This window comes from Kitasatospora phosalacinea, from assembly GCF_030268885.1.
Classification (GTDB): Bacteria; Actinomycetota; Actinomycetes; order Streptomycetales; family Streptomycetaceae; genus Kitasatospora; species Kitasatospora phosalacinea_C.
In genome coordinates, this window is sequence record NZ_BSSA01000004.1 from 121,646 (window position 1) to 141,501 (window position 19,856).

Annotated in this window: 21 protein-coding genes; 8 read left to right on the forward strand and 13 right to left on the reverse strand. The window is 75.5% G+C overall.

The window, feature by feature from the left end; translation table 11 throughout:
- Positions 1-77 precede the first annotated feature (77 nt).
- Together QSK52_RS08395 and QSK52_RS08400 are read left to right on the forward strand one after the other, a co-directional pair.
- Positions 78-725, forward strand: coding sequence for a GntR family transcriptional regulator (locus QSK52_RS08395; RefSeq protein WP_285735284.1), 648 nt, complete (start codon positions 78-80; stop codon positions 723-725).
- 5 nt (positions 726-730) lie between these two features.
- Complete coding sequence (locus tag QSK52_RS08400) at positions 731-1,213, forward strand: OsmC family protein (RefSeq protein WP_285735285.1); 483 nt, start codon at positions 731-733, stop codon at positions 1,211-1,213.
- 43 nt (positions 1,214-1,256) lie between these two features.
- Here QSK52_RS08400 and QSK52_RS08405 read toward each other — a convergent pair whose 3' ends face one another.
- On the reverse strand, positions 1,257-2,885 hold the full coding sequence (locus QSK52_RS08405; RefSeq protein ID WP_285735286.1) for an ABC transporter permease: 1,629 nt from the start codon (positions 2,883-2,885) through the stop codon (positions 1,257-1,259).
- Positions 2,882-3,805, reverse strand: coding sequence for an ABC transporter ATP-binding protein (locus QSK52_RS08410; protein WP_285735287.1), 924 nt, complete (start codon positions 3,803-3,805; stop codon positions 2,882-2,884). Before QSK52_RS08410 ends, QSK52_RS08405 begins: the two co-directional genes overlap by 4 nt.
- Positions 3,806-3,907: 102 nt before the next feature.
- Between QSK52_RS08410 and QSK52_RS08415 the strand changes: the two genes are divergently transcribed.
- Positions 3,908-4,426: a GbsR/MarR family transcriptional regulator gene (locus QSK52_RS08415; protein WP_435053191.1), complete on the forward strand. Its 519-nt coding sequence runs from the start codon at positions 3,908-3,910 to the stop codon at positions 4,424-4,426.
- Positions 4,427-4,433: 7 nt separating this feature from the next.
- On the opposite strand, the gene QSK52_RS08420 is transcribed toward QSK52_RS08415, so the two are convergent.
- The 4 genes from QSK52_RS08420 to QSK52_RS08435 are packed head-to-tail and all read right to left on the reverse strand — an operon-like array spanning position 4,434 to position 8,235.
- The gene (locus QSK52_RS08420; RefSeq protein ID WP_285735288.1) at positions 4,434-4,880 is read right to left on the reverse strand and encodes a GNAT family N-acetyltransferase; all 447 of its coding nucleotides are present in this window, start codon (positions 4,878-4,880) and stop codon (positions 4,434-4,436) included.
- Positions 4,881-4,922: 42 nt separating this feature from the next.
- The gene (locus QSK52_RS08425; RefSeq protein WP_285735289.1) at positions 4,923-6,011 is read right to left on the reverse strand and encodes a TolB family protein; all 1,089 of its coding nucleotides are present in this window, start codon (positions 6,009-6,011) and stop codon (positions 4,923-4,925) included.
- Between the two features lie 22 nt (positions 6,012-6,033).
- On the reverse strand, positions 6,034-7,335 hold the full coding sequence (locus QSK52_RS08430) for an MFS transporter (protein WP_285735290.1): 1,302 nt from the start codon (positions 7,333-7,335) through the stop codon (positions 6,034-6,036).
- A gap of 6 nt (positions 7,336-7,341) precedes the next feature.
- Complete coding sequence (locus QSK52_RS08435) at positions 7,342-8,235, reverse strand: alkaline phosphatase family protein (protein WP_285735291.1); 894 nt, start codon at positions 8,233-8,235, stop codon at positions 7,342-7,344.
- A 202-nt stretch (positions 8,236-8,437) separates the two neighbouring features.
- Between QSK52_RS08435 and cobC the strand changes: the two genes are divergently transcribed.
- Entirely contained in the window at positions 8,438-9,982 is a 1,545-nt protein-coding gene (cobC, locus tag QSK52_RS08440; RefSeq protein WP_435053193.1) for an Rv2231c family pyridoxal phosphate-dependent protein CobC, read from the forward strand.
- 218 nt (positions 9,983-10,200) lie between these two features.
- Here cobC and QSK52_RS08445 read toward each other — a convergent pair whose 3' ends face one another.
- From QSK52_RS08445 to QSK52_RS08460, 4 genes are all read right to left on the reverse strand, one after another.
- Positions 10,201-10,980 carry an MOSC domain-containing protein gene (locus QSK52_RS08445; RefSeq protein WP_285735293.1) on the reverse strand — a complete coding sequence of 260 codons (780 nt, stop codon included), beginning with the start codon at positions 10,978-10,980 and terminating at the stop codon, positions 10,201-10,203.
- Positions 10,977-11,513, reverse strand: coding sequence for a hypothetical protein (locus QSK52_RS08450; protein WP_285735294.1), 537 nt, complete (start codon positions 11,511-11,513; stop codon positions 10,977-10,979). Before QSK52_RS08450 ends, QSK52_RS08445 begins: the two co-directional genes overlap by 4 nt.
- Positions 11,513-12,673, reverse strand: coding sequence for a M48 family metallopeptidase (locus QSK52_RS08455; RefSeq protein WP_285735295.1), 1,161 nt, complete (start codon positions 12,671-12,673; stop codon positions 11,513-11,515). Before QSK52_RS08455 ends, QSK52_RS08450 begins: the two co-directional genes overlap by 1 nt.
- A gap of 81 nt (positions 12,674-12,754) precedes the next feature.
- Positions 12,755-13,714 (reverse strand): MerR family transcriptional regulator, encoded by a 960-nt coding sequence (locus QSK52_RS08460; RefSeq protein ID WP_285735296.1) that lies wholly within the window; start codon positions 13,712-13,714, stop codon positions 12,755-12,757.
- Positions 13,715-13,857: 143 nt separating this feature from the next.
- Here QSK52_RS08460 and QSK52_RS08465 point away from each other — a divergent pair, with 143 nt between their 5' ends.
- The 4 genes from QSK52_RS08465 (at position 13,858) to QSK52_RS08480 (ending at position 16,864) form a co-directional block, all read left to right on the forward strand.
- Positions 13,858-14,019, forward strand: coding sequence for a hypothetical protein (locus QSK52_RS08465; protein ID WP_285735297.1), 162 nt, complete (start codon positions 13,858-13,860; stop codon positions 14,017-14,019).
- 96 nt (positions 14,020-14,115) lie between these two features.
- Positions 14,116-15,336: a YcaO-like family protein gene (locus QSK52_RS08470; protein WP_285735298.1), complete on the forward strand. Its 1,221-nt coding sequence runs from the start codon at positions 14,116-14,118 to the stop codon at positions 15,334-15,336.
- Positions 15,333-15,995: a TfuA-like protein gene (locus QSK52_RS08475; protein WP_285735299.1), complete on the forward strand. Its 663-nt coding sequence runs from the start codon at positions 15,333-15,335 to the stop codon at positions 15,993-15,995. Before QSK52_RS08470 ends, QSK52_RS08475 begins: the two co-directional genes overlap by 4 nt.
- 107 nt (positions 15,996-16,102) lie before the next feature.
- Entirely contained in the window at positions 16,103-16,864 is a 762-nt protein-coding gene (locus tag QSK52_RS08480; protein ID WP_285735300.1) for a GNAT family N-acetyltransferase, read from the forward strand.
- 196 nt (positions 16,865-17,060) lie between these two features.
- Here the strand turns inward: QSK52_RS08480 and glnII are convergent, their stop codons facing one another.
- From glnII to QSK52_RS08495, 3 genes are all read right to left on the reverse strand, one after another.
- Positions 17,061-18,083, reverse strand: a complete 1,023-nt coding sequence (gene glnII, locus QSK52_RS08485; RefSeq protein WP_285735455.1) for a glutamine synthetase — start codon at positions 18,081-18,083, stop codon at positions 17,061-17,063.
- Positions 18,084-18,313: 230 nt separating this feature from the next.
- The gene (locus QSK52_RS08490) at positions 18,314-19,261 is read right to left on the reverse strand and encodes an SCO1860 family LAETG-anchored protein (protein WP_285735301.1); all 948 of its coding nucleotides are present in this window, start codon (positions 19,259-19,261) and stop codon (positions 18,314-18,316) included.
- Positions 19,262-19,508: 247 nt separating this feature from the next.
- Positions 19,509-19,754 carry a DUF6210 family protein gene (locus QSK52_RS08495; protein ID WP_285735302.1) on the reverse strand — a complete coding sequence of 82 codons (246 nt, stop codon included), beginning with the start codon at positions 19,752-19,754 and terminating at the stop codon, positions 19,509-19,511.
- Between the last annotated feature and the right edge of the window lie 102 nt (positions 19,755-19,856).

A 19,856-nucleotide genomic window follows, 5' to 3' on the forward strand; every position in this document is an offset into this window, starting at 1 on the left:
ACGAGTTCCCGCCCCGCACATGTGCATCATGCACATGCTCATTGCATGCAATGCATGCAGAGTTGTAGCCTGGCGCCGTGCAGACCGAGACCACCCGCCGCCGCCTGCGGGAACTGATCCTGGACGGCCACTACCCGCCGGGTTCCCGGCTGGGCGAGGTGGAGGTCGCCGGGACGCTGGGGGTGAGCCGCACGCCGGTGCGGGAGGCGTTCCGGGCCCTGACCGCGGACGGGCTGCTGGCGGGCTCCGGGCGGGGCCTGCGGGTGGTCCGGCTGGACGCGGAGGAGCTGGCGCAGGTCTACCGGGTGCGGGCCGCGCTGGAGGCGCTGACCGCCGAACTGGCGGCGGAGCGACAGCGGGCCGGGCGGCTCGCCCCGGCCGAGCTGGCGGACCTGACGGAACTCGCCGACCGCACCCACCGGGCCACCGCGGACGGGGAGTTGGCCGCGGGCGTCCGGCTGAACCGGGCGTTCCACCGGCGGATCGCCGAGCTGGCCGCCAACCCGGTCGCGCTGCACGCCCTGGACCGGCTGTGGGACCAGATCCAGGTCTCCACCCTGCGCTCCCTGCGCGCCCCCGCCCGCACCGGCCTGGTGGACGCCCAGCACCGCGCCCTGCTCGACGCGATCACCGCCGGGGACCCGGAGGCCGCCGCGGCAGCCGCCCGCCGGCACGTCCTGGACACCTGCGCGGCCGACCGACCGGCCGCGGACGACAAGGAGTGACCCGCATGGCCTTCTCCCGCTCCCACCACTACGCGGTCCGGATCGAGTGGACCGGCAACCTCGGCACCGGCACCGACCACTACCGCTCCTACACCCGCGACCACACGGTCTCGGCGGAGGGCGTGCCGAGCATCCTGGGCAGCTCCGACCCGACCTTCCGCGGCGACCGCTCCCGGTGGAACCCGGAGCAGCTGCTGCTGGCCGCGCTCACCCAGTGCCACATGCTCTCCTACCTGCACCACTGCGCGGTGAACGGCGTGGTCGTGCTGTCCTACGCGGACGAGGCCGAGGGCACCATGGAGACCGAGGGCAACGGCGGCCGGTTCACCTCGGCGGTGCTGCGCCCGCGGGTGGAGATCGCCGAGGAGTCGATGCGGGAGCGGGCCGCGGCCCTGCACGGCCCGGCGTCCCGGGACTGCTTCATCGCCTCCTCGGTGAACTTCCCGGTGCACCACGAGCCGGTGGTGACGGTCCGCACCGCGGACTGACGCACCGCCCCCGGCCCGTCCGCACCGCGGCCCGGGCCGCGGCTCAGCCCAGGTCGCGGCGGCGCAGCGCGGTCAGGGCGGCGGCCGTGGTGAGGGCGGTCAGGGCGGTGATCCACAGCAGCGGGGCGGCGTCGAGGTGGCCTCCGGGCAGGTGCGGGAGGTGGCTGAACGGGGAGAGGTCGAGGACGCCCTGCGGGAGTTGCAGGATCGGACCGAGCCAGGCGACCAGCACGAACACGCCGAACCCGGTCCAGCCCGCGGCCGCCCAGTGCGGCAGCAGGGCGTACCCGGCGAGGGCGGCGGCCGCGGTGAGCCAGACCGCGGGCAGTTGGACGAGGGCGGCGCCGAGCATCCGGCCGACCGCGCCGCCGGTGCCGTGGCCCAGGGCCAGTCCCTCGGCCAGGCCCGCGGTGAGACCTGCGGCGGCCAGCAGCAGGGCGGTGCCCAGCAGCGGGAAGAGCAGGTGCCCGGCGGCCCAGCGCAGCCGGGAGACGGCGCCCGCGAGGACCGGTTCGGCCCGGCCGGAGACCTCCTCGGCGCGCATCCGCAGCACCGCCTGGACGGCGTACACGGCACTGACCATGCCGAACACGGTGGCGATGCTGGACAGGTAGGCGTTCAGCACGCCCTGCTGGCCGCCCATCCGGGCCAGCACCTCGGCCATCTGCTGGTTGTCGCCGATCAGGTCGACCACGCCCTTGGCGACGCCGCCGAAGACCGCACCGGCGGCCGCGAGGGCCAGCGTCCAGCCGAGCAGCGGGCCGCGCTGCAGGCGGCGGGCCAGGGCGGCGGCGCTCGCCAGGGCGGGCGCCGCCGCGGCCGGGCCGGGGCGCTGCGGGAGCAGTCCGGCACCGAGGTCGCGGCGGGCGACCAGGGTGCGGGCCAGGGCGGTGAGCAGGGCGGCTCCGGCCAGCGGCAGCAGCAGGACCCACCAGCGGTTCCCGGCGAACGCGCGGACCTGCTCGGCCCAGCCGATCGGGGAGAGCCAGCTGATCCAGGAGGTGCCGCTGCCCGCGTCGCCGATCGCCCGCACCACGAAGGCGGCGCCGATGGCCGCCCCGGCCAGGCCGTTGGCGGCCCGAGCGGTCTCGGCGAGCTGGGCGGTGACGGCGGCGAGCGCGGCGAAGAACAGGCCCGTGGTGCCGAGCGCGAGCCCGAACGCGAGCGCTCCGGCGGCGCTCTGACCGGCCGCCAGCAGGGCGGCGGCGACCAGGGCGGCCAGCGCGGCGTTCGCGGTGAGCGCGGCGCAGAGGGCGGCGGCGAGCGGGGCCCGGCGGCCGACGGCGCCCGCGCCGACCAGCTCCAGGCGGCCGTCCTCCTCCTCGGCGCGGGTGTGCCGGACGACCAGCAGGGTCGACATCAGGGCGGCCAGCACCGCCCCGAAGACGCCCATCCGCCAGGCGGTCAGCCCGCCGGTGGTGGAGCCGTCGAAGACCGGGCCGTACAGGGCGCGCAGCGAGCCGTTGCCGTCGATCCCGGCCGCGAAGGTCCGCCGGGAGTCCTCGTCGGCGTACAGCTTGCGGAAGGAGAAGACGGTGGAGGCGACCATGGCGGTGCCGAGGTACACCCACACCGGCAGGGCGATCCGGTCGCGGCGCAGGGCGAGGCGGTAGAGGACGCCGGTGCCGGTGAGGCCGTGGCCGCCGGGGGCGTCCAGGGCGTGGCCGCTCATCGGACGACCGCCGCGGCGGGCTCGCCCGGTCCGCCGGGTCCGCCGGGGTCGCCCTCGTAGTGGCGGAGGAAGAGCTCCTCCAGGGTGGGCGGGCGGCTGGTGAGGGTGCGCAGGCCGACGGCGTTGAGCGCGGTGAGCAGGTCGCCGAGCCGGTCGGTGTCGACCTGGCAGCGCAGCCGGTGGCCGTCGACGGCCAGGTCGTGGACGTAGTCGGGGCGGGGCGGGGGCCCGGCGAGTTCGGCGTCGATCGAGGTGCGGGTGAGGTGCCGCAGGTCGGCGAGGGTGCCGGTCTCCACGGTGCGCCCGGCCCGGATGATCGAGACCCGGTCGCAGAGGGCCTCCACCTCGGACAGGATGTGGCTGGAGAGCAGCACGGTGGCGCCGCGGTCGCGGGCCTCGGCGACGCAGTCGCGGAAGACCTCCTCCATCAGCGGGTCCAGTCCGGAGGTCGGCTCGTCCAGGATCAGCAGGTCGACGTCGGAGGCGAACGCGGCGACCAGGGCGACCTTCTGCCGGTTGCCCTTGGAGTAGGCGCGGCCCTTCTTGGTCGGGTCGAGCTCGAAGCGTTCCAGCAGCGCCGCCCGGCGGGCCGGGTCCAGCCCGCCGCGCAGCCGCCCGAGCAGGTCGATCGCCTCCCCGCCGGAGAGGTTGCGCCACAGCGTCACGTCGCCGGGGACGTAGGCGAGTCGGCGGTGCAGCGGCACCGCGTCCCGCCAGGGGTCGCCGCCGAGCAGGACGGCGGTGCCGGAGTCGGCGCGCAGCAGGCCGAGCAGGACGCGGATGGTGGTGGACTTGCCGGAGCCGTTGGGCCCCAGGAACCCGTGGACCTCGCCCTGCTCGACCGTGAGGTCCAAGCCGTCCAGGGCGCGGGTGCGGCCGAAGGTCTTGACCAGGCCGGACACCGAGATGGCGGTTGTCATGCCGTCGAAGCTACTCTTGTTTCACAGATTCGTGAAGTTACCGAAAGTCCCGGATCTCCACGGGTGTCGGGGGCACCGGGACGGCGGCGGAAGGCGGACGGCGTGGGCGAGGCGCACGGGGTGGACGGGGCGGGTGGGGTGGACGGGGCGGGCGGGGACGGGCGGCGGGATCCGGCGGTGGTGGCCGAGTTCGTGGAGCGGTTCGCCGCCGTGCTGGTGGACTCCGGGTTCCCGCGGATGCCCGCCCGGGTGTTCACCGCCCTGCTGACCTCCGACTCCGGCCGGCTGACCTCCGCCGAACTGGGCGAACTGCTGCAGGTCTCCCCCGCCGCGGTCTCCGGCGCGGTCCGCTACCTGGTGCCCGTCGGCCTGGTCGGCCGGGAGCGCGAACCCGGCTCGCGCCGCGACCGCTACCGCGTCCACGACCACGTCTGGTACGAGCTCACCGCCAGTCGCGACCGCACCCTGGCCCGCTGGGAGTCCGGCCTGACCGAGGGCATCGAGGCGCTCGGTCCGGACACCCCGGCCGGGCGGCGGCTCACCGAGTCGCTGGAGTTCTTCGCCTTCCTGCGGGCGGAACTGCCCCTGCTGATGGAACGCTGGCGCGCCGGCCGCAGCTGACGTACCGTCAACTGCCTTCTCGTGCGGGCGTGTAGCGGTAGACGGCCGACTCCCGGCGGACGAACCCGGCCCGCTCGTAGAGCCGGTTCGCGGCCTCCCGGGACGGGCGCGAGGTGAGGTCGACGGTGCGCGCACCCGCCTCGGTGGCCAACTCCAGCGCCCGGTCGATCAGTTGCGCGCCGACGCCGTGGCCCCGGGCCGCCGCGTCCACCACCACGTCCTCGATGTGCGCGCGGCTGCCGGTCGGCAGCGGGACCACCACCAGGGCAAGGGCGCCGACGATCGCGCCGTCCAGCCGGGCCACGAGCAGCGTCGTCGCGTCGGACGCCAGCACCCGGGCCAGCCCTGCCCCGTCCAACGGCTGTGCGGAGGAGGAGAGTTGGGGCAGCAGTCGGGCGAAAGCGGCCACCAGTCCGGGGGTCGGTTCGGACACGGTCTCGATCAGTACGGTCATGCCCGGGGAATCTACCCTCCCCCGTGACCCGCGACCGGGACGTCAGCCCAGGTAGGCGGGGGCGACCGCGGAGCGGAGCAGGACGGCGGGGGTGCCGGTGCCGTCGGCGGGGACGGTCCACAGGTCGGAGCCGTAGTCGCCGGGCATCGAGTAGAGCAGGGTGCGGTCGTCGGCCCACAGCGCCTGGTCGTCGATGTTGCGCTGCTCGGCGGTCGCGGTCTCGGTCATGGTGGCGAGGTCGAGCACGTACAGCCGCCAGGGCGCGGCCGGGTCGGCGCCGTCCACCCGCTTCTTGTAGGCGATGCGGGTGCCGTCCGGGGAGAGCGAGGGGCACTCGACGTTCTGGTGCAGGGTGGTGAGGGTGCGGGCGGCGAGGTCGCCCCTGACCAGGTGGGTCCGGCCGCCGGTGGCGACCGTCGCGTAGAAGGCGTTGTCGTCGGCGAAGGTGACGCCCCAGACGTTGACGTCGGCGGCCTGCACCGGGTGCCCGTCCTCGACCAGTCGGAAGTTCTCCAGGTTGTCGTAGAACTGCCAGCTGCGGGTGTCGACGATCGCGGTGCGGGTGGAGAAGTCGGTGCCCGCGTACGAGTCGCCGCTGACGAACACCGTCCAGCCGACCAGGTGTCCGGACGGTGAGACCCGGGCCCGGGTCGGGATGCCGGGGGCGGGGAAGCGCCTGACCTCGTGCAGCGAGGCGTCCAGCACCGAGGCGTGGTACGTGTCGTCCAGGGCGCCGTGCTCGGCCTGCAGGCAGATGCCGGTGCCCGCGGCGGCGTGGAAGCGCAGGCACGTGACGCCGGACGCGGTGCGCGGGCCGTCCGGGGCGTCGGCGGGCACCGCGGCGATCTCGTCGCGGTGCGGGCCCCAGGCCAGGTTGCGCACCAGCAGGCGGCGGCCGCCCGCCGCGTCCAGCGAGAGCGTGCCCTCGTGCACCGGCGGCCCGCCCGCCTGCTCCTGGTCGCGCCGGTCGGCGCGGTCCGCGGCGTACCGGACGGCGCCGATGCCGACCCCGGCCAGCAGCAGCACCGCGACCAGCAGCACGAGGAGTTTGCGGCGCAGCGGGGAGGAGCCGTCCGGCCCGGGCCCGGGCGTCTGGGCGGGGACGGGGTCGGCGGTGGCGGGAGCGGTCATCGGGGGCCCTCCGGGCGGGTGTTCAGCGGGTGGCGGCGGGGGTCGCGGGGCGCAGCAGGAGGGTCGCGGCGAGGGCGGCCGCGGCGAGGGCCGCCGCGGTGACGGCGAGCGCGGGGCGGGGGCCCCAGAGCGACCAGGCGGCGCCGAAGGCCAGCGAGCAGGCGAAGCGGGCCAGCGCCTGGCCGGTGCCGACCAGGGCCTGCCCGGCGCCCTGCTGCCCGTCGGGGACGGTCGCGGCGGTGGCGGCGGCCAGCACGCCGTCGGTGGCGGCGTAGAAGGTGCCGTGCAGCAGCAGGACGGTCGCCGCGGCGGGCACCCCGTGCAGCGGGGACAGCACGACCGCGTAGCCGCCGAGCAGGACGGCGTGACCGAGTAGGAACAGGGTGCGGCGGCCGATCCGGTCGGCGACCAGGCCGAGCGGGACGGCCAGCAGCAGGAAGACCGCGGCGGTGCCCAGCGGCAGCAGCGGGAACAGGTGCGCGGGCAGGTCGAGTTCGCGCTGCAGCAGCAGGTACAGGAAGGAGTCGCTGACGGTGGTCAGGCCGAGCAGCACGGCCGCCAGGGTGAGCCGGCGCAGCGCGGGGCGGCGCAGCAGCGCCAGCGCGTCGCGCAGCGTGGGCCCGGGCGCGGCCGGGTCGGCGGCCGGGAGGCCGGCCCGGGTGATCCGGCCGGGGACGAACAGCACCAGCAGCAGCACGCCGAGCACCGCGACGCAGCCGGAGACCGTGAACACCGCGCCGTAGCCGGAGCGTTCGGCCCGGTCGTCGGCGACCCGCAGCACCGCGAAGGCCAGCAGCGGGCCGATCAGCGCGCCGGTGGTGTCCATCGCGCGGTGCACGCCGAACGCCCGGCCGCGGTGCTCGGGCGCGGTGGCCAGCGAGATCATCGCGTCCCGCGGGGCGGTGCGCAGGCCCTTGCCGGTGCGGTCGACCGCCAGGACGCCGCTGATCAGCGGCAGGGTGTGGACCAGCAGCAGCAGCGGCTTGCACAGCGCCGACAGGCCGTAGCCGAGCCCGGCGACCAGCTTGTGGCCGCGGCCGCCGCGGTCGGCGAGGTGGCCGCCGAGCAGCCGCACCAGCGCGCCGACGCCGTTGTTGATGCCGTCGAGCAGGCCGAAGCCGAGCGGGGACAGGCCCAGCGCGCTGACCACGTACAGCGGCAGCACCGCGCTGACCATCTCGGAGGAGACGTCGGTGACCAGGCTGACCGCACCGAGCGCGAGCACGGTGCCGGGGACGGCGGCGGCCCGCCGCCCCGGACGGGGGTCCGGGGCGGCGTCCGCGGCGCGGTCACTCTTCGTGGAGCGGGCGTCCGCGAGGTACATCGGCTGTCAGTTCCAGATGCCGGTGATGTCGGTGGCCGAGGCGGCGTTGCCCGCGTGGGTGGTCAGGCCCGCCAGGTCCTCCAGGGTGCGCAGCACGTTGTAGTGGTTGTAGGTGGTGGCGGTGCTGGAGCCCGGGGTGACGTGCTGCCCGTAGATCACGGTCGGGATCCGGTTGCCGGAGAGGCTGTTGTCCTCGTCGAAGGTGACGATCAGGATGCTGTTGTGGGTCTGCGCCCAGGTCGCGTAGGCGCTCAGGTTGTTCTTGATCCAGGTGTCGCCGGTGGTCACCGAGCAGTCGTGCATGTCGTTGCACAGGTTCGGCACCACGAAGGAGACCTTCGGCAGCTGGGTGTAGTCGGTCGGGAACTGCGCCATGGTGTACGCGGTGTTGGTCGGCACGTTGGAGAAGCCGAACCAGGGGTTGTGCTTCTGCGCGTACTTGCCGCTGGAGTTGGAGCAGACCGTGGAGCCCTGGCTGGGCAGGCCCTCGTTGTACGAGCCCCAGGTCTTGCCCGCGGCGATCAGCTCGGAGCCCAGGTTCGGGGCCGTCATCGAGCCGACGCTCACGCAACTGTCGTCCGTGCGGCCCTGGTTGGAGCCGGAGAACAGCATGTAGTAGTTCGGCTCCGACGGGTGGGTCAGGCCGTACGACTGGGTCAGGTTGGCGCCGCCCGCCTTGAGCGTGTTGTTCAGGTACGGGGCGCTGGAGCTGCCGATGACCTGGCTGTACGCGTGGTTCTCCATCACCACGACGACCACGTGGTCGGGGGTCGGCAGACCGGCGGCCTGCGCGGTCGAACCGGTGGCGGCCCACAGGCCGAGGGAGGCGGCGGTGAGGGCGACGGTGCTGCCGATCGCGGTCAGCCGGCGCTTGGCGCGGCTGCTGAGCTGAACGGACATGACGGAAGGTCCTCCGGAGCGGGGGAAGTACCGGACAGGGGTGGAGCGCCGGAAACGCTAGGGCGGGGTCCGTGGCCGCCGAATGCCGCCGGACATGAAGAAAAGGCGAACGGTTGGCTGTGCAACTTCGGCCCGTCGGCGCTTTTCGGCCAGCCGGGCGACGCTTCTCACACCTGTCCCGATTGACCCTGCTCGGACCGACATGGTGGGATTCTCGCGGCCCGGCGGCACGGGCCCGCACGGGCACAGCGGACAGGGAGGGCCGGGCGTGGCGGACGGCGCACCCCGCACCCCGGCATGCGCCCCCCGCCTGGTGCTCGGCCTCGGACTGCGCCGCGGCACCCCCGCCGCCGAGCTGCTCCGCGCCGCCGACGCGGCCCTCGCCGCCCACGGCCTCGACCGCACCGCCGTCGCCCTGGTCGCCACCCTCGACGGCAAGCTGTTCGAACCCGGACTGCAGGCCGCCGCACGGGAGTTGGGCGTCCCGCTGACCGGTCACCCGGCCGCCGTGCTGGCCGCCGCGCAGGTGCCCGGCGGCTCCGCCCGGGTCGCCGCCGCCGTCGGCACCCCCAGCGTCGCCGAGGCCGCCGCCCTCGTCTCGGCCGGACCCGGCGCACGCCTGCTCGCGCCGCGCACCGCCACCGCCGCGGCCACCGCGGCGCTCGCCGCCCCGCCCGCGGCGCCCACCGCACCGCCCCCAGGAGGACAACAGGTGAACCGGCAGCCCGATCTGCGCCATCACGGCGACGCCGAAGTGCGCTCCGCCGGGCTGGTCGACCTCGCCGTCAACGTCCGCACCGGCACTCCGCCGCCCTGGCTGCACGCCCACCTCGCCGCCACCCTCGCCGACCTCGCCGCCTACCCCGACGGCACCGCCGCCCGCGCCGCCGTCGCCGCCCGGCACGGCCGCCCCGTCGAGGAGGTCCTGCTCACCGCGGGCGCCGCCGAGGCGTTCGTCCTGCTCGCCCGCGTCCTGCGGCCGCGCCGCGCGACCGTCGTCCACCCGCAGTTCACCGAGCCCGAAGCGGCCCTGCGCGACGCCGGACACCCCGTCCACCGCGTCCTCCTCACGCCGGAGCACGGCTTCCGCCTGCGGCCCGGGGCCGTGCCCGAGGACGCCGACCTGGTGGTGGTCGGCAACCCCACCAACCCCACCTCCATCCTCCACCCCGCCGCCGCCCTCGCCGAGCTGGCCCGACCCGGGCGCACCCTGGTCGTCGACGAGGCCTTCATCGACACCGACCCCGGCGAGCGCCAGAGCCTGGCGGCCGTCCGCGACCTGCCCGGCGAGGTCGTCGTCCTGCGCAGCCTCACCAAGACCTGGGGCCTGGCCGGGCTGCGGATCGGCTACCTGCTGGCCCCCGCCCCGCTCGTCGCCGCCCTCGCCGCCGCCCAGCCGCTGTGGCCCGTCTCCACCCCCGCCCTCGCCGCCGCCGAGATCTGCTCCGCCCCCGCCGCCCTCGCCGAGGCCGACCGCGCCGCCCGCACCACCGCCGCCCACCGCGACCACCTGCTGGCCGGCCTCGCCACCGTCCCCGGCCTGCGCGTCCACGGCGCCCCGGCGTCCTCCTTCGTCCTCGTCCACCTCCCCGGCGCCACCGCCGTCCGCACCCGCCTCCGCGAAGTCGGCTACGCCGTCCGCCGCGGCGACACCTTCCCCGGCCTCGGCCCCGACTGGCTCCGCATCGCCGTCCGCGACCCGGCCACCACCGACGCCTTCCTCGCCGCGCTGCACCAGGCCCTCTGAACCAGGGCGCGCATTCAAGGGCCCGGGAAGGACGACGGGATGCACCATCAGGGGCTCGGGGAACGGCGAGTCCGAGCTGCTGGCGGCCGGAGCCCACCGGAGTGTCCGTGCTGCTTCGGGCCGCGGTAACAGAACCCGAAGCCCATGGCACGCACCGGCAATGAACCCGCAGCAGCCCCGAGCCCGCCGTTCCCCGGGCCCCCTGATGGTGTTCCGTCTCAGCGGAGCGTGACCGCGTCCCCGACCCCCACCACCCCCGGGGCGAGGACCTGCGCGTAGACGCCCAGGCACGGGAGCGGCTGCATCGCGGGGAGCGGGCGGACCCGGTTCTCCCGGGCCGGGCGGCGCAGGGCCTCCGGGTCGGCGGGCAGGGTGCCGTGCGGGAGGGTGGGGACCGCGCAGCGGGGGGTGGCGGCGATGACGCGCAGGCGCAGGTCGGGCCCGACGGCGAGTTCGCGGCCGATCCAGGCGTTCTCCGCGTACGGCTCGCCGTCGTGGTCGATCACCAGGTTGGGCCGGTAGCGGGCGGCGGGTGCACCGGCCAGGCTCGCGGTGGTGACCAGGTGCAGCGGGGCGAAGTCGAAGAAGCTGCCGGGCTCCGCCGCCGAGCCGAACTCCTGCTCCGGGGAGTCGACTTCGGCCTCGACCCCGGCCGCCAGCACCTGCTCCGGCACGGACCGCCGCAGTTTCGCCCCCGCCGGCCGCTCCCCGATCAGCCGCACCGGCCGCCCGAGCAGCGCGGAGACCCCGCCGTCGTCGAGCACGCCCCCGTCCGGGCCGGTGATCCGGGCCCCGCCGTCCTCCAGGCCCTCCGCCCGCAGCGTGAGCAGGCGGCGCCAGGTGCGGGGCTCCTTGGCGCTGGCGATCCGGCCGTCGGTGAGGTCGAGCAGGGCGTGCCGGCGGTCGCCGGCGAGGCCGTGCGCGTCGATCCGGGCCCGGTCGACCTGCTCGCCGAGCAGCGACTTGACGGGGTGGCGGTGCAGTGCGGCGACGATCAACTCGCGTTCTCCTCGGCCCAGTCGGTGAGCACGGTGAAATCGGCGGCCCGCAGCCCGTACCGGTGGTCGACCGGCAGGGTGAGGGCGGGGGCGGGGTGGTGGGCGGCGATCCAGGCGGTGTCCCGGGGGGACATCTCGTCGTCGACCCAGGCGAAGGGGCGTCCGGCGGCCCAGGCGACCAGGTGGCGGGTCTTCCAGTGCAGGCCGTCGGGGTCGCCGTGGTGCATGGACGGCCAGTCCACGTACGGGAGTTCGGGCAGGCCGAGGAGCGGGGCGAGGTGCTGGTTGGCCTCGTCCTTCCAGGTGGTGGCCCAGACGAGCGCGTAGGGCAGGGCGCGCAGGGCGGGGCCGTGGTCGGGGTGGAGCCAGACCCGGAGCGGCTTGGGGGTGCGGATGCCCGCCGCGCGCTGGCGTTCCTGCCAACTCCGCACCGGGAGGCGGTGGGTGAGGTAGCCCTCGGGGCGGCGGTAGGGGGAGCCGACGTACGGGGCGAGCGGGCCGTCGACGTCGAGCATCAGCAGCGGGAGGGGCATCAGGCGGCGTCCTTCCGGGCGAGCCAGGTGCGGGCGGCGGCGATCCGGCGGCCGGTGCTGGGGTGGGTGGCGAGGAGCAGTTCGACGGCGCGCGGCGGGTAGGGGTCGGCGACGTTGGTGACCGCGAGGCGGCGCTGCATGGCGATGAACTGCTGCGCGTCGCCGGTGAGTTCGAGGGCGTGCCGGTCGGCGCGGGCTTCGATGCGGCGGCTGGCGGCGCACTGCACGGGGGTGCTGAGCGCCCCGAGCAGGGCGGCGAGGGCGGCCAGCAGCGGCAGGGAGCGCGGGTCCTGGACGTCGGCGGCCCCGGCCGCGTCGAGCAGCGGCCGCCAGGCGAGGAGGGCGGCCAGGACGGGGACCACGAGGGCCGCGCCGAGGGCGCCGAGGGCGGTGCCGGTGGCGACGTCCCGGTGCTTGACGTGGCCGAGTTCGTGGGCGGCGACGAGTTCGATCTCGCGCGACTCGGCGGAGGAGAGCAGGGTGTCGTGGACGACGATCCGCCGGGTCGGGCCGAACCCGGAGACGTAGGCGTTCAGCGCGGTGGTGCGGCGGGAGGCGTCGGCGACCAGCACGTCGCGCACCGCGATGCCGTCGCGGCGGGCCAACTCCAGTAGTGCGGTGCGCAGTTCGCCCTCGGGCAGCGGGGTGAAACGGTTGAACAGCGGTTCGACGACCAGCGGGTGCAGGAAGGACAGCGCGACGGTCAGCAGGGCGGCGGCGGCCGCGGCGGGCAGCCACCAGTGCTCGGGCGAGCGGCCGATCAGCGCGTACAGGCCGAGGGCGAGCGGCAGGAACAGGACGAGCGCGACGGCGGTGCCGCGCAGCACGTCCACCGCCCAACCGGCCCAGCCCTGGGTGACCAGGCCGTACCGGGCGGAGACGGCCCGCACCCGGGCCGAGAACGGCAGCGTCACGGCCCGGCCGAGCAGCACCAGCGCCGCGCTGCCCGCCAGCACCTCGGCCGCCCAGCTGCCGCCGAACCAGCCGCCGACGGCGCCGACCAGGCCCGCCCCGGCCGCGGTGAGACCGAGGGCGGCGCTCAGCGCGAGCGAGGCCAGCCGCCCGCCCAGCGCCCACGGCAGCCGGGCCCGACGCAGCGCGCGGCCGCGGGCCAGCTCCTGCGGGGTGAAGTCGGCGTCGGTGGACGCGGTGTCAGCCATGGGCCCAGCGTAGAGCGCCCCGCGCCCGGTCATCCGCGTCCCGCCCCGCACCCGGCCGCTCGACCGCCCGCCCGCACCCGCTTACCCCGCCGCCCGCCCCGCGCCCGGCGATTCGGCCGCCCGCAGCGCGGCGGTGAGCCAGCCGAACACGGGCGCCAGTTCGGGCGGTTCGGGCCAGCCGTTGATCCGGGCGAGCAGCTGCCAGTAGCGCTCGACCCGGGGGTCGGCGGCCACCTCCAGGCGGTGCAGCAGCCAGCCGCGCAGGGCGTCGTCGTCCGGGCGGTCGAACACCTCGGCGTAGCGGGCGGTGAGGGCGGCCACCGCGGTGGCGGCGGCGGGACTGTCGGGAGCGGTGCCCGCGGCGAGCGCTCCGGTGACCACCGCCCGTACCTGCTCGGTGAGTTCGTGGTGCAGGCCGGTGGTGTCGCCCTCGGCGCGCTGCTCGGCCTGGTAGGCGGCCATCCGGCGGACGGCGGCCCGGAAGTCCTGGTCGCGGGTGAGTTCGGCGAGTTCGACCCAGGCGGTGACCTGTTCGGTGCTCGGGTCCTCGGGCAGGTCGGGCGCGGCCGTGCGCAGCAGGGCGACGAGTTCGGGGTCGGCGTCGGCGGTGCCGAAGGTGTCGTCGAGGAACTCCTCGATCAGGCGCCGCCGTTCCTCGGCGGACAGTCGGAGCAGTCGGTGCATCAGTGCGGTCTCCTCGGGGTCGGTGCCGCGGGCGGCCACGGTGCGCAGCACGGCGCGCCGGCGGCGCAGCGTGCGGATCTGCAGGTCCAGCGCGTCGGCGTGCGCCCGGGCCACCTCGGCGAGGCTCTCCTCGCGCTCCAGGACCCGCCGCACCGCGTCCAGCCCCAGGCCCAGCTCGCGTAGCGTGCGCACGAGTTCGAGCCTGGCCAGGGCCTCGGCGCCGTAGCGCCGGTAGCCCGCCGCGGTGCGGTCGGTGGACGGCACCAGGCCGGTGTCCGAGTAGTACCTGATGGTCTTCACCGTCAGCCCGGTGCGCCGCGCCAGCGCGCCGATCGTCAGCAGCCCGTCGTCGTCCATGCCCACCACCCTGCCGTCTCCCCCGGCGAGAGACTCAAGCGGCGGCGGGGTCGCCCTTTGCCGGACGGGCGGGCCCGGGTCCGTATACGGTGTGTCCGCACGCCGGAGATCCACTCCGGCGCCGACGGGAGGGGGTCGAACTGATGGGCCAGGAAAAGCAGTTCGCCGGTTTCGTGCTGGACGGGGCCACGGTCGAGCGGTTCTCCGCGCTGGTCGACGAGGAGGCCGCGCACGGCGCGTACCACGCCGGTCTGGCCAGTGCGGGCGCTTCGGACGACGCGGTGGTTCCGGCCGCCGCGCACTGACCGACCGCACGGTTCCACCGGGGTGGGCCGGTCCCGCGGGGCGCGGGACCGGCCCGTCCGTCACACCGATCGGGGGGGTAGGACCGGGTGCACCGGATGACGTCCAGCCTGCGCACGGTGCCCGCGGCGCGGACGCTGGAGCGGGCCAGGGCCGCGGCGCGGGAGCTGGGGATCGTCCGGGTCACGGACACCACCTGGCTGGACCGGATCGGCGTGCCGGTGTTCGCCGCCGTCCGCCCGGAGTCGCAGTCGCTGTGCGTGAACGCGGGCAAGGGGACGCACCCGGACGAGGCCCGGGTCGGGGCGTACATGGAGGCGATCGAGTTCGCGCTCGCCGAGTACCGCCACCGCGAGGTCGAGGTGGTGGTGTCGACGCCGCGCGCGGTGGCCGCCCAGCCCGGCGCGGAGTTCGGCTTCCTCGACCTGTGCCCGCTGCTCGGCGCCCCGGTCGACCCGGACGGCCCGCTGGCCTGTGTCCCCGCCGAGGACGTCACCACCGGCCGGAGCGTGCTCGTCCCGGCCGAGCTGGTGTTCCACCCGTTCGCGGAGAACCCCGGGCAGCGGCTGTTCGGGACGGGCACCAACGGCCTGTGCTCCGGCAACTCGGTGGACGAGGCGACCGTGCACGGCCTGTGCGAGGTGATCGAGCGCGACGTCCGCTCCTTCGACCTGCTGCGCGACCGCTCGCGCCCCGTCCCGCCGGACGGCCTCGGCGGCGACCCGCGGGCGCTGTGGGAGAAGGTCGAGGCGGCCGGGCTGACGGCCGTGCTGCGCTGCACCCCCAACGAGTTCGGGCTGCCGTACTTCGACGGGTACGTGCTGGAGCCCGACGCGGACGCCCCGGTGGCACTGGCGCACGGCTCCGGCCTGCACCTGCTGCGCGACATCGCGGCGGTGCGCGCCCTCGCCGAGGCCGCCCAGTCCCGGCTGACGTACATCCACGGCGGCCGGGACGACCTGGCCGACCGCTCGGCCCGCTTCGCCGCGCGGGGCGACGGCGACGCCGGGGGCGCCGAGCGGCGCGCCGTCCGGGCCGCCCGCACCCGGGTGCTGGACCCGGCCGACCCCGTCCCGTACGGGCGGGTGCCCGACCTCGCCGCGGCCGCCACCGGCCTGGACGCGGCGCTGGCGGCGCTCACCGGGGCGCTGGCCCGGCGCGGGCTGCGGCAGGTGCTGCGGGTGGTGCTGTCGCGGCGCTTCGCCCCGCTCGCGGTGGTCCGGGTGATCGTCCCCGGGCTGGAGCACTTCCAGCCCGACCTGCGCCGGGTCGGCCCCCGGCTGGCCGCGCTGACCGGCACCGGACGGGGGGCGCGGTGACCCCCGAACTCGTCCTGCACGTCGGCCCGACCGGCCACGGACTCGACCTGCCCGCCCTGTTCGGCCCCCGGGTCGAGCTGCGCCCGCCCGCCCGGCGCGGCGACGTCGCGGAACTGGTGCGCACCGCGCCGCCGGGCCGGCTCGCGATCGTCGACGGCACCTTCCACGGCCACCCCGCGGTCGGCCACGCCGAACTGCGCACCGCCCTGGCCGCGGGCTGGCGGGTGTGGGGCCTGGCCTCGATGGGGGCGATCCGGGCCGCCGAGCTGCGCCACCTCGGCATGCGCGGCCACGGCGAGGTGTACGAACGCTACGCCGGGCCCGGGGAGTTCGACGACGACGAGGTGACGCTGCTGCACGGCGCCGACGCCCCGTACCCGCCGCTGTCCGAGCCGATGGTCCACCTGCGCGGCTTCCTCGCCGACCTGTCGGCCCGCGGCCTGCTCGGCCCGGCCGCCGCCGACCGGGTCACCGCCGCGCTGAAGCGGCGGTGGTACGCGGAGCGGACGCTGCCCGAGCTGGCCCGGGCCCTGGTCGGCACCGGCGAGCTGTCCGCGGCCCGGGTGGAGCGGGAGCTCGCCGGTTTCGACCGCTTCCGCTGCAAGACCCGCGACCTGCTCGACTTCGCCGCCGCCCGCCCCTGGACGGACCGCGACTGACCGGCCCCACCGCCCCTGGACGGACCGCGGCTGACCCGCCCCCGTTCCTCCCGCCCGGTCCGGCAAACCGCTCGAAGCGGACGGCGGGGGCGGCCTACGATGGCCCGATGGTCGAGGAGAGCCTGCGGGTCGCCCTGGAGTTCCGTCGCGCCTTCGCCCGCCGACAGGCCGCCGAGGTGGTGGAACTGCCGGGCGGCTTCGGCGTGTTGAGCGAGGAGTACGCGTACTCGCACGAGCACAACCAGCTGGTCCTGGACGCCCCGCCGAGCGGGGTCGACGTCGCCGGGCTGGCCGAGGAGGTGCTCGGGCACCTGGGGCACCGGCGGATCTCGGTGTTCGACGACGCCTCCGCGCTGGCCCTCGCGCCGGGGCTGGTGGCCGCCGGGTACCGGCACGAGACCGAGGTGGTGATGGTCCACCGCGGCCCGGTCCCGCCCGGCGGCGGCGCCGGGCCGGTCACGCTGGCCGAGCTGGCCCCCGCCCTGGAGCGGCAGTGGCGCTGCTGGCTGCCGTGGGCCGCGGACGAGTCGATCGCCCAGCTGGTGGACCGCCGCACCGCCCGCGCCGCGGGCGCCGAGCGGGTGCTGACGCTGGCCGCCCGGGACGTCGACGGCGAGTTCGGCTCCTGGGCCGACCTGTACCAGGACGCCGCGGGCACCGCCCAGGTCGAGGACCTGGCCACCGCCGAGGACCGCCAGCGCCGCGGCCTGGCCGACGCCGTCCTCGCCACCGCCCTGCGGCTGGCCGCCGACCGCTCCCCCGACGGCCTGCGCTTCCTGGTCGCCGACGCCGAGGACTGGCCCCAGCAGTGGTACGCCCGGCGCGGCTTCACCGCCGTCGGACGCACGCACGGCTTCGTCCGGATGTGAGGCCCGCGTGCGCACCGCCGCACACCCGGCCCCGCCCGGCGGTGAGGCGCACGACACACCGCCGTCGCACACCGGCCCGCTGTGAGGCGTACGACACACGGCCGTCAAACGCCGGAAACCCCGTCCGGGAACGGCGACGCCCGCCGTCCCCCTCGCGGGGACCGGCGGGCGCTGCCGTGCCGTGCCTACGGGCGGATCAGACCTGGCCGGCCTTCTCCAGGGCCTCGCAGCAGGTGTTGATCAGGAGGCGGGTGACCACGTACGGGTCGACGTTCGCGTTCGGGCGGCGGTCCTCGATGTAGCCCTTCTGCTCCACCTCGACCTGCCACGGGATGCGGACCGAGGCGCCGCGGTTGGACACGCCGTAGGAGTAGACGTTCCACGGGGCGGTCTCGTGCTTGCCGGTCAGGCGGGACTGGATGTCGTCACCGTACTGGTTGACGTGCTCCAGGACCTTCTCCTGGGAGGCGCCGAGCGACTCGCAGGCGGTGATGATGGCGTCGTAGCCCTCGCGCATCGCCTTGGTGGAGAAGTTGGTGTGCGCGCCCGCGCCGTTCCAGTCGCCCCGGGCCGGCTTGGCGTCCAGGGTGGCGTCGATGCCGAACTCCTCGGCGGTGCGGTAGAGCAGGTAGCGGGCGATCCACAGGTCGTCCGAGACGGTCAGCGCGTCGACGGGGCCGATCTGGAACTCCCACTGGCCGGGCATGACCTCGGCGTTGATGCCGCAGATCGCCAGGCCGGCGTCGATGCAGCGGTCGAGGTGCAGCTCGACGATCTCGCGGCCGAAGACCTCCTCGGCGCCGACGCCGCAGTAGTAGCCGCCCTGCGGGGCCGGGTAGCCGCCCTCCGGGAAGCCGAGCGGGCGGGAGCCCTTGAAGAAGGTGTACTCCTGCTCGATGCCGAAGATCGACTCCTGCGCGGCGTAGCGCTCGGCGACCTCGCGCAGCGCGGCGCGGGTGTTGGTCTCGTGCGGGGTGCCGTCGATCTCCAGCACCTCGCACAGCACGAGGATGTTGTCACCGCCGCGGATCGGGTCCTTGACGACCTTCACCGGCTCCAGCACGCGGTCGGAGGCGTGGCCCTCGGCCTGGTTGGTCGACGAGCCGTCGAAGCCCCAGGTGGGGATCTTGTCCGCGTTCGGCAGCACCCGGGTCTTGGAACGGAGCTTCGCGGTCGGCTTGGTGCCGTCGATCCAGATGTACTCGGCCTTGATCGCCACTGCGGTGATCCTCACTGCTTGGGTGGTGGGTGCCCGCGTAGCGTTGCAAGCCGCCGTTTCCCGGTTGTTCCTCCTATGTAACGCCCATGTGAACCAACGGTCCGCAGCGGCCGGTTCACCCTCGGAGAAGGAACGTCTCGCGATGCGAACGCAGTTCCGGGACGGAAGGGGCGGAACGGACGCCGGGCCGGGCGCCCCGAGGCGCCCGGCCCGGCCGGTCGGCGCAGCCCTCAGCGGTGCCGGGCGTGCGCCGCCCGCCGCCGCCGCGTCATCCACACCGCCGCGCCACCGGCCACCAGCAGCGTCCCGCCGCCCGCCGCCAGCGCCGTCGTCCCGGACGAGCCGGTGTACGCCAGCTCCTCGCCGTCCGCCTTCGGCACCGCCCGGTTCTGCGCGGTCGCGGGGGCCGGGGACGCCGGGGAGGAGGCCGGGGGCGAGGAGACCGCGGCGGCCGGGACGACTGCGGCGACCGGCTTCTCGCAGGACACCGAGGCGACCCGCACCGTGCCGTCCACCTTCGCCACGTTCAGGTTCAGCGGGTTCAGCGTGATCCTGACCTCCAGCGCGGAGGCCGCCGCCGTGCTGCTGGTGACGGTCTTCTTCGCGAACTCGACGTCCACCGAGCCGATCGCCGGAACGTCCACGTGGGTCGGCGAGTTGAGGCCCACCGTGACCGACCTGCCCAGCACCGTCAGCTTCGCCGGGGCGGTGACGTCGGCCGTCGGCTGCCCGTCCACCGGGCAACTGGCCTGGGCGCTCATCGCCTCCAGCCCGAGCAGCGTGGTCAGCGGCAGGCCCGGCACGTGCACGTCGGCGTCCACCAGCTTCACGGACGCCGAGGCCAGCCGGTCGTCCACCTTGGTGACCGACCGGCCCACCTCCGCCTTGACCAGCGTCACCGGCCGCCCGCCGTCCACCCCGTCCACCTTGGCGGTCAGCACCGCCCCGTCCCGCTGCGCGGGCGACTCGACCCGGTTCAGCGACACGTCGACCGGCACGTTCACCGCGTTCAGCAGCGTCACGTCCAGGCTCAGCTCGGCCGTCACCGCGCTCGCCCTCCCCGGCTTCGCGGGCGTACCGGCGGCGGCATCGGCGGCCGAGGCCGAGGAGACCGGCAGCCCCACCGTGAGGGCGGACACCGCCAGGGCCGACGCGGCGACCGAACGCAGAACAGACATGACAGGAAACCCCCACACGTGGTGAAACGGCAGAGCGCACCCACGACCTCACCCGGCGCACCGCACGGGGAGGGGACTCGCGCTCTCGACTTCCGCCAGTCTCTTCGAACAGTGCGTCACTCCAGCAACACGGAGCGTCATTTCACTCCTTCGGGTGAGGTTGACGTTCTGGAGTGACCATTTCCGGAAGCAATCCGGCACCGGGGAAACCTTTCAGCAGGCCCCCCACGGACCCGACCCCCGGTTCCTAGTCGGAGTTCTCCTGGACGAGGACCCCGAGGCCGTCGGGCGTCAGCACCGGAACCCACGCCTCGTCGACCTCCGGCAGCCGGGACTCGTCAAGCACCAGCGGCGCGGGGAAGAGGTCGTCGCGGTTCGCGGAACCGTAGACGTGGAAGCCGACCGCGGCCCTCAGCCGGTCGAGCAGAACGGGCGGCCGGTCGAGGTGCGTGCTTCCCCAGCCCTTCGGCTCCTTGACGAAGACCTCCTTCAACTCGTGGCCCGGCCACGATGACGAACATCCAGCCCCGGTCGGACCCGGTGCCGTCAGGGTCCAGGAAGACGCACCTCCTGTCGCCGTTCTTGTCGCCGCCTG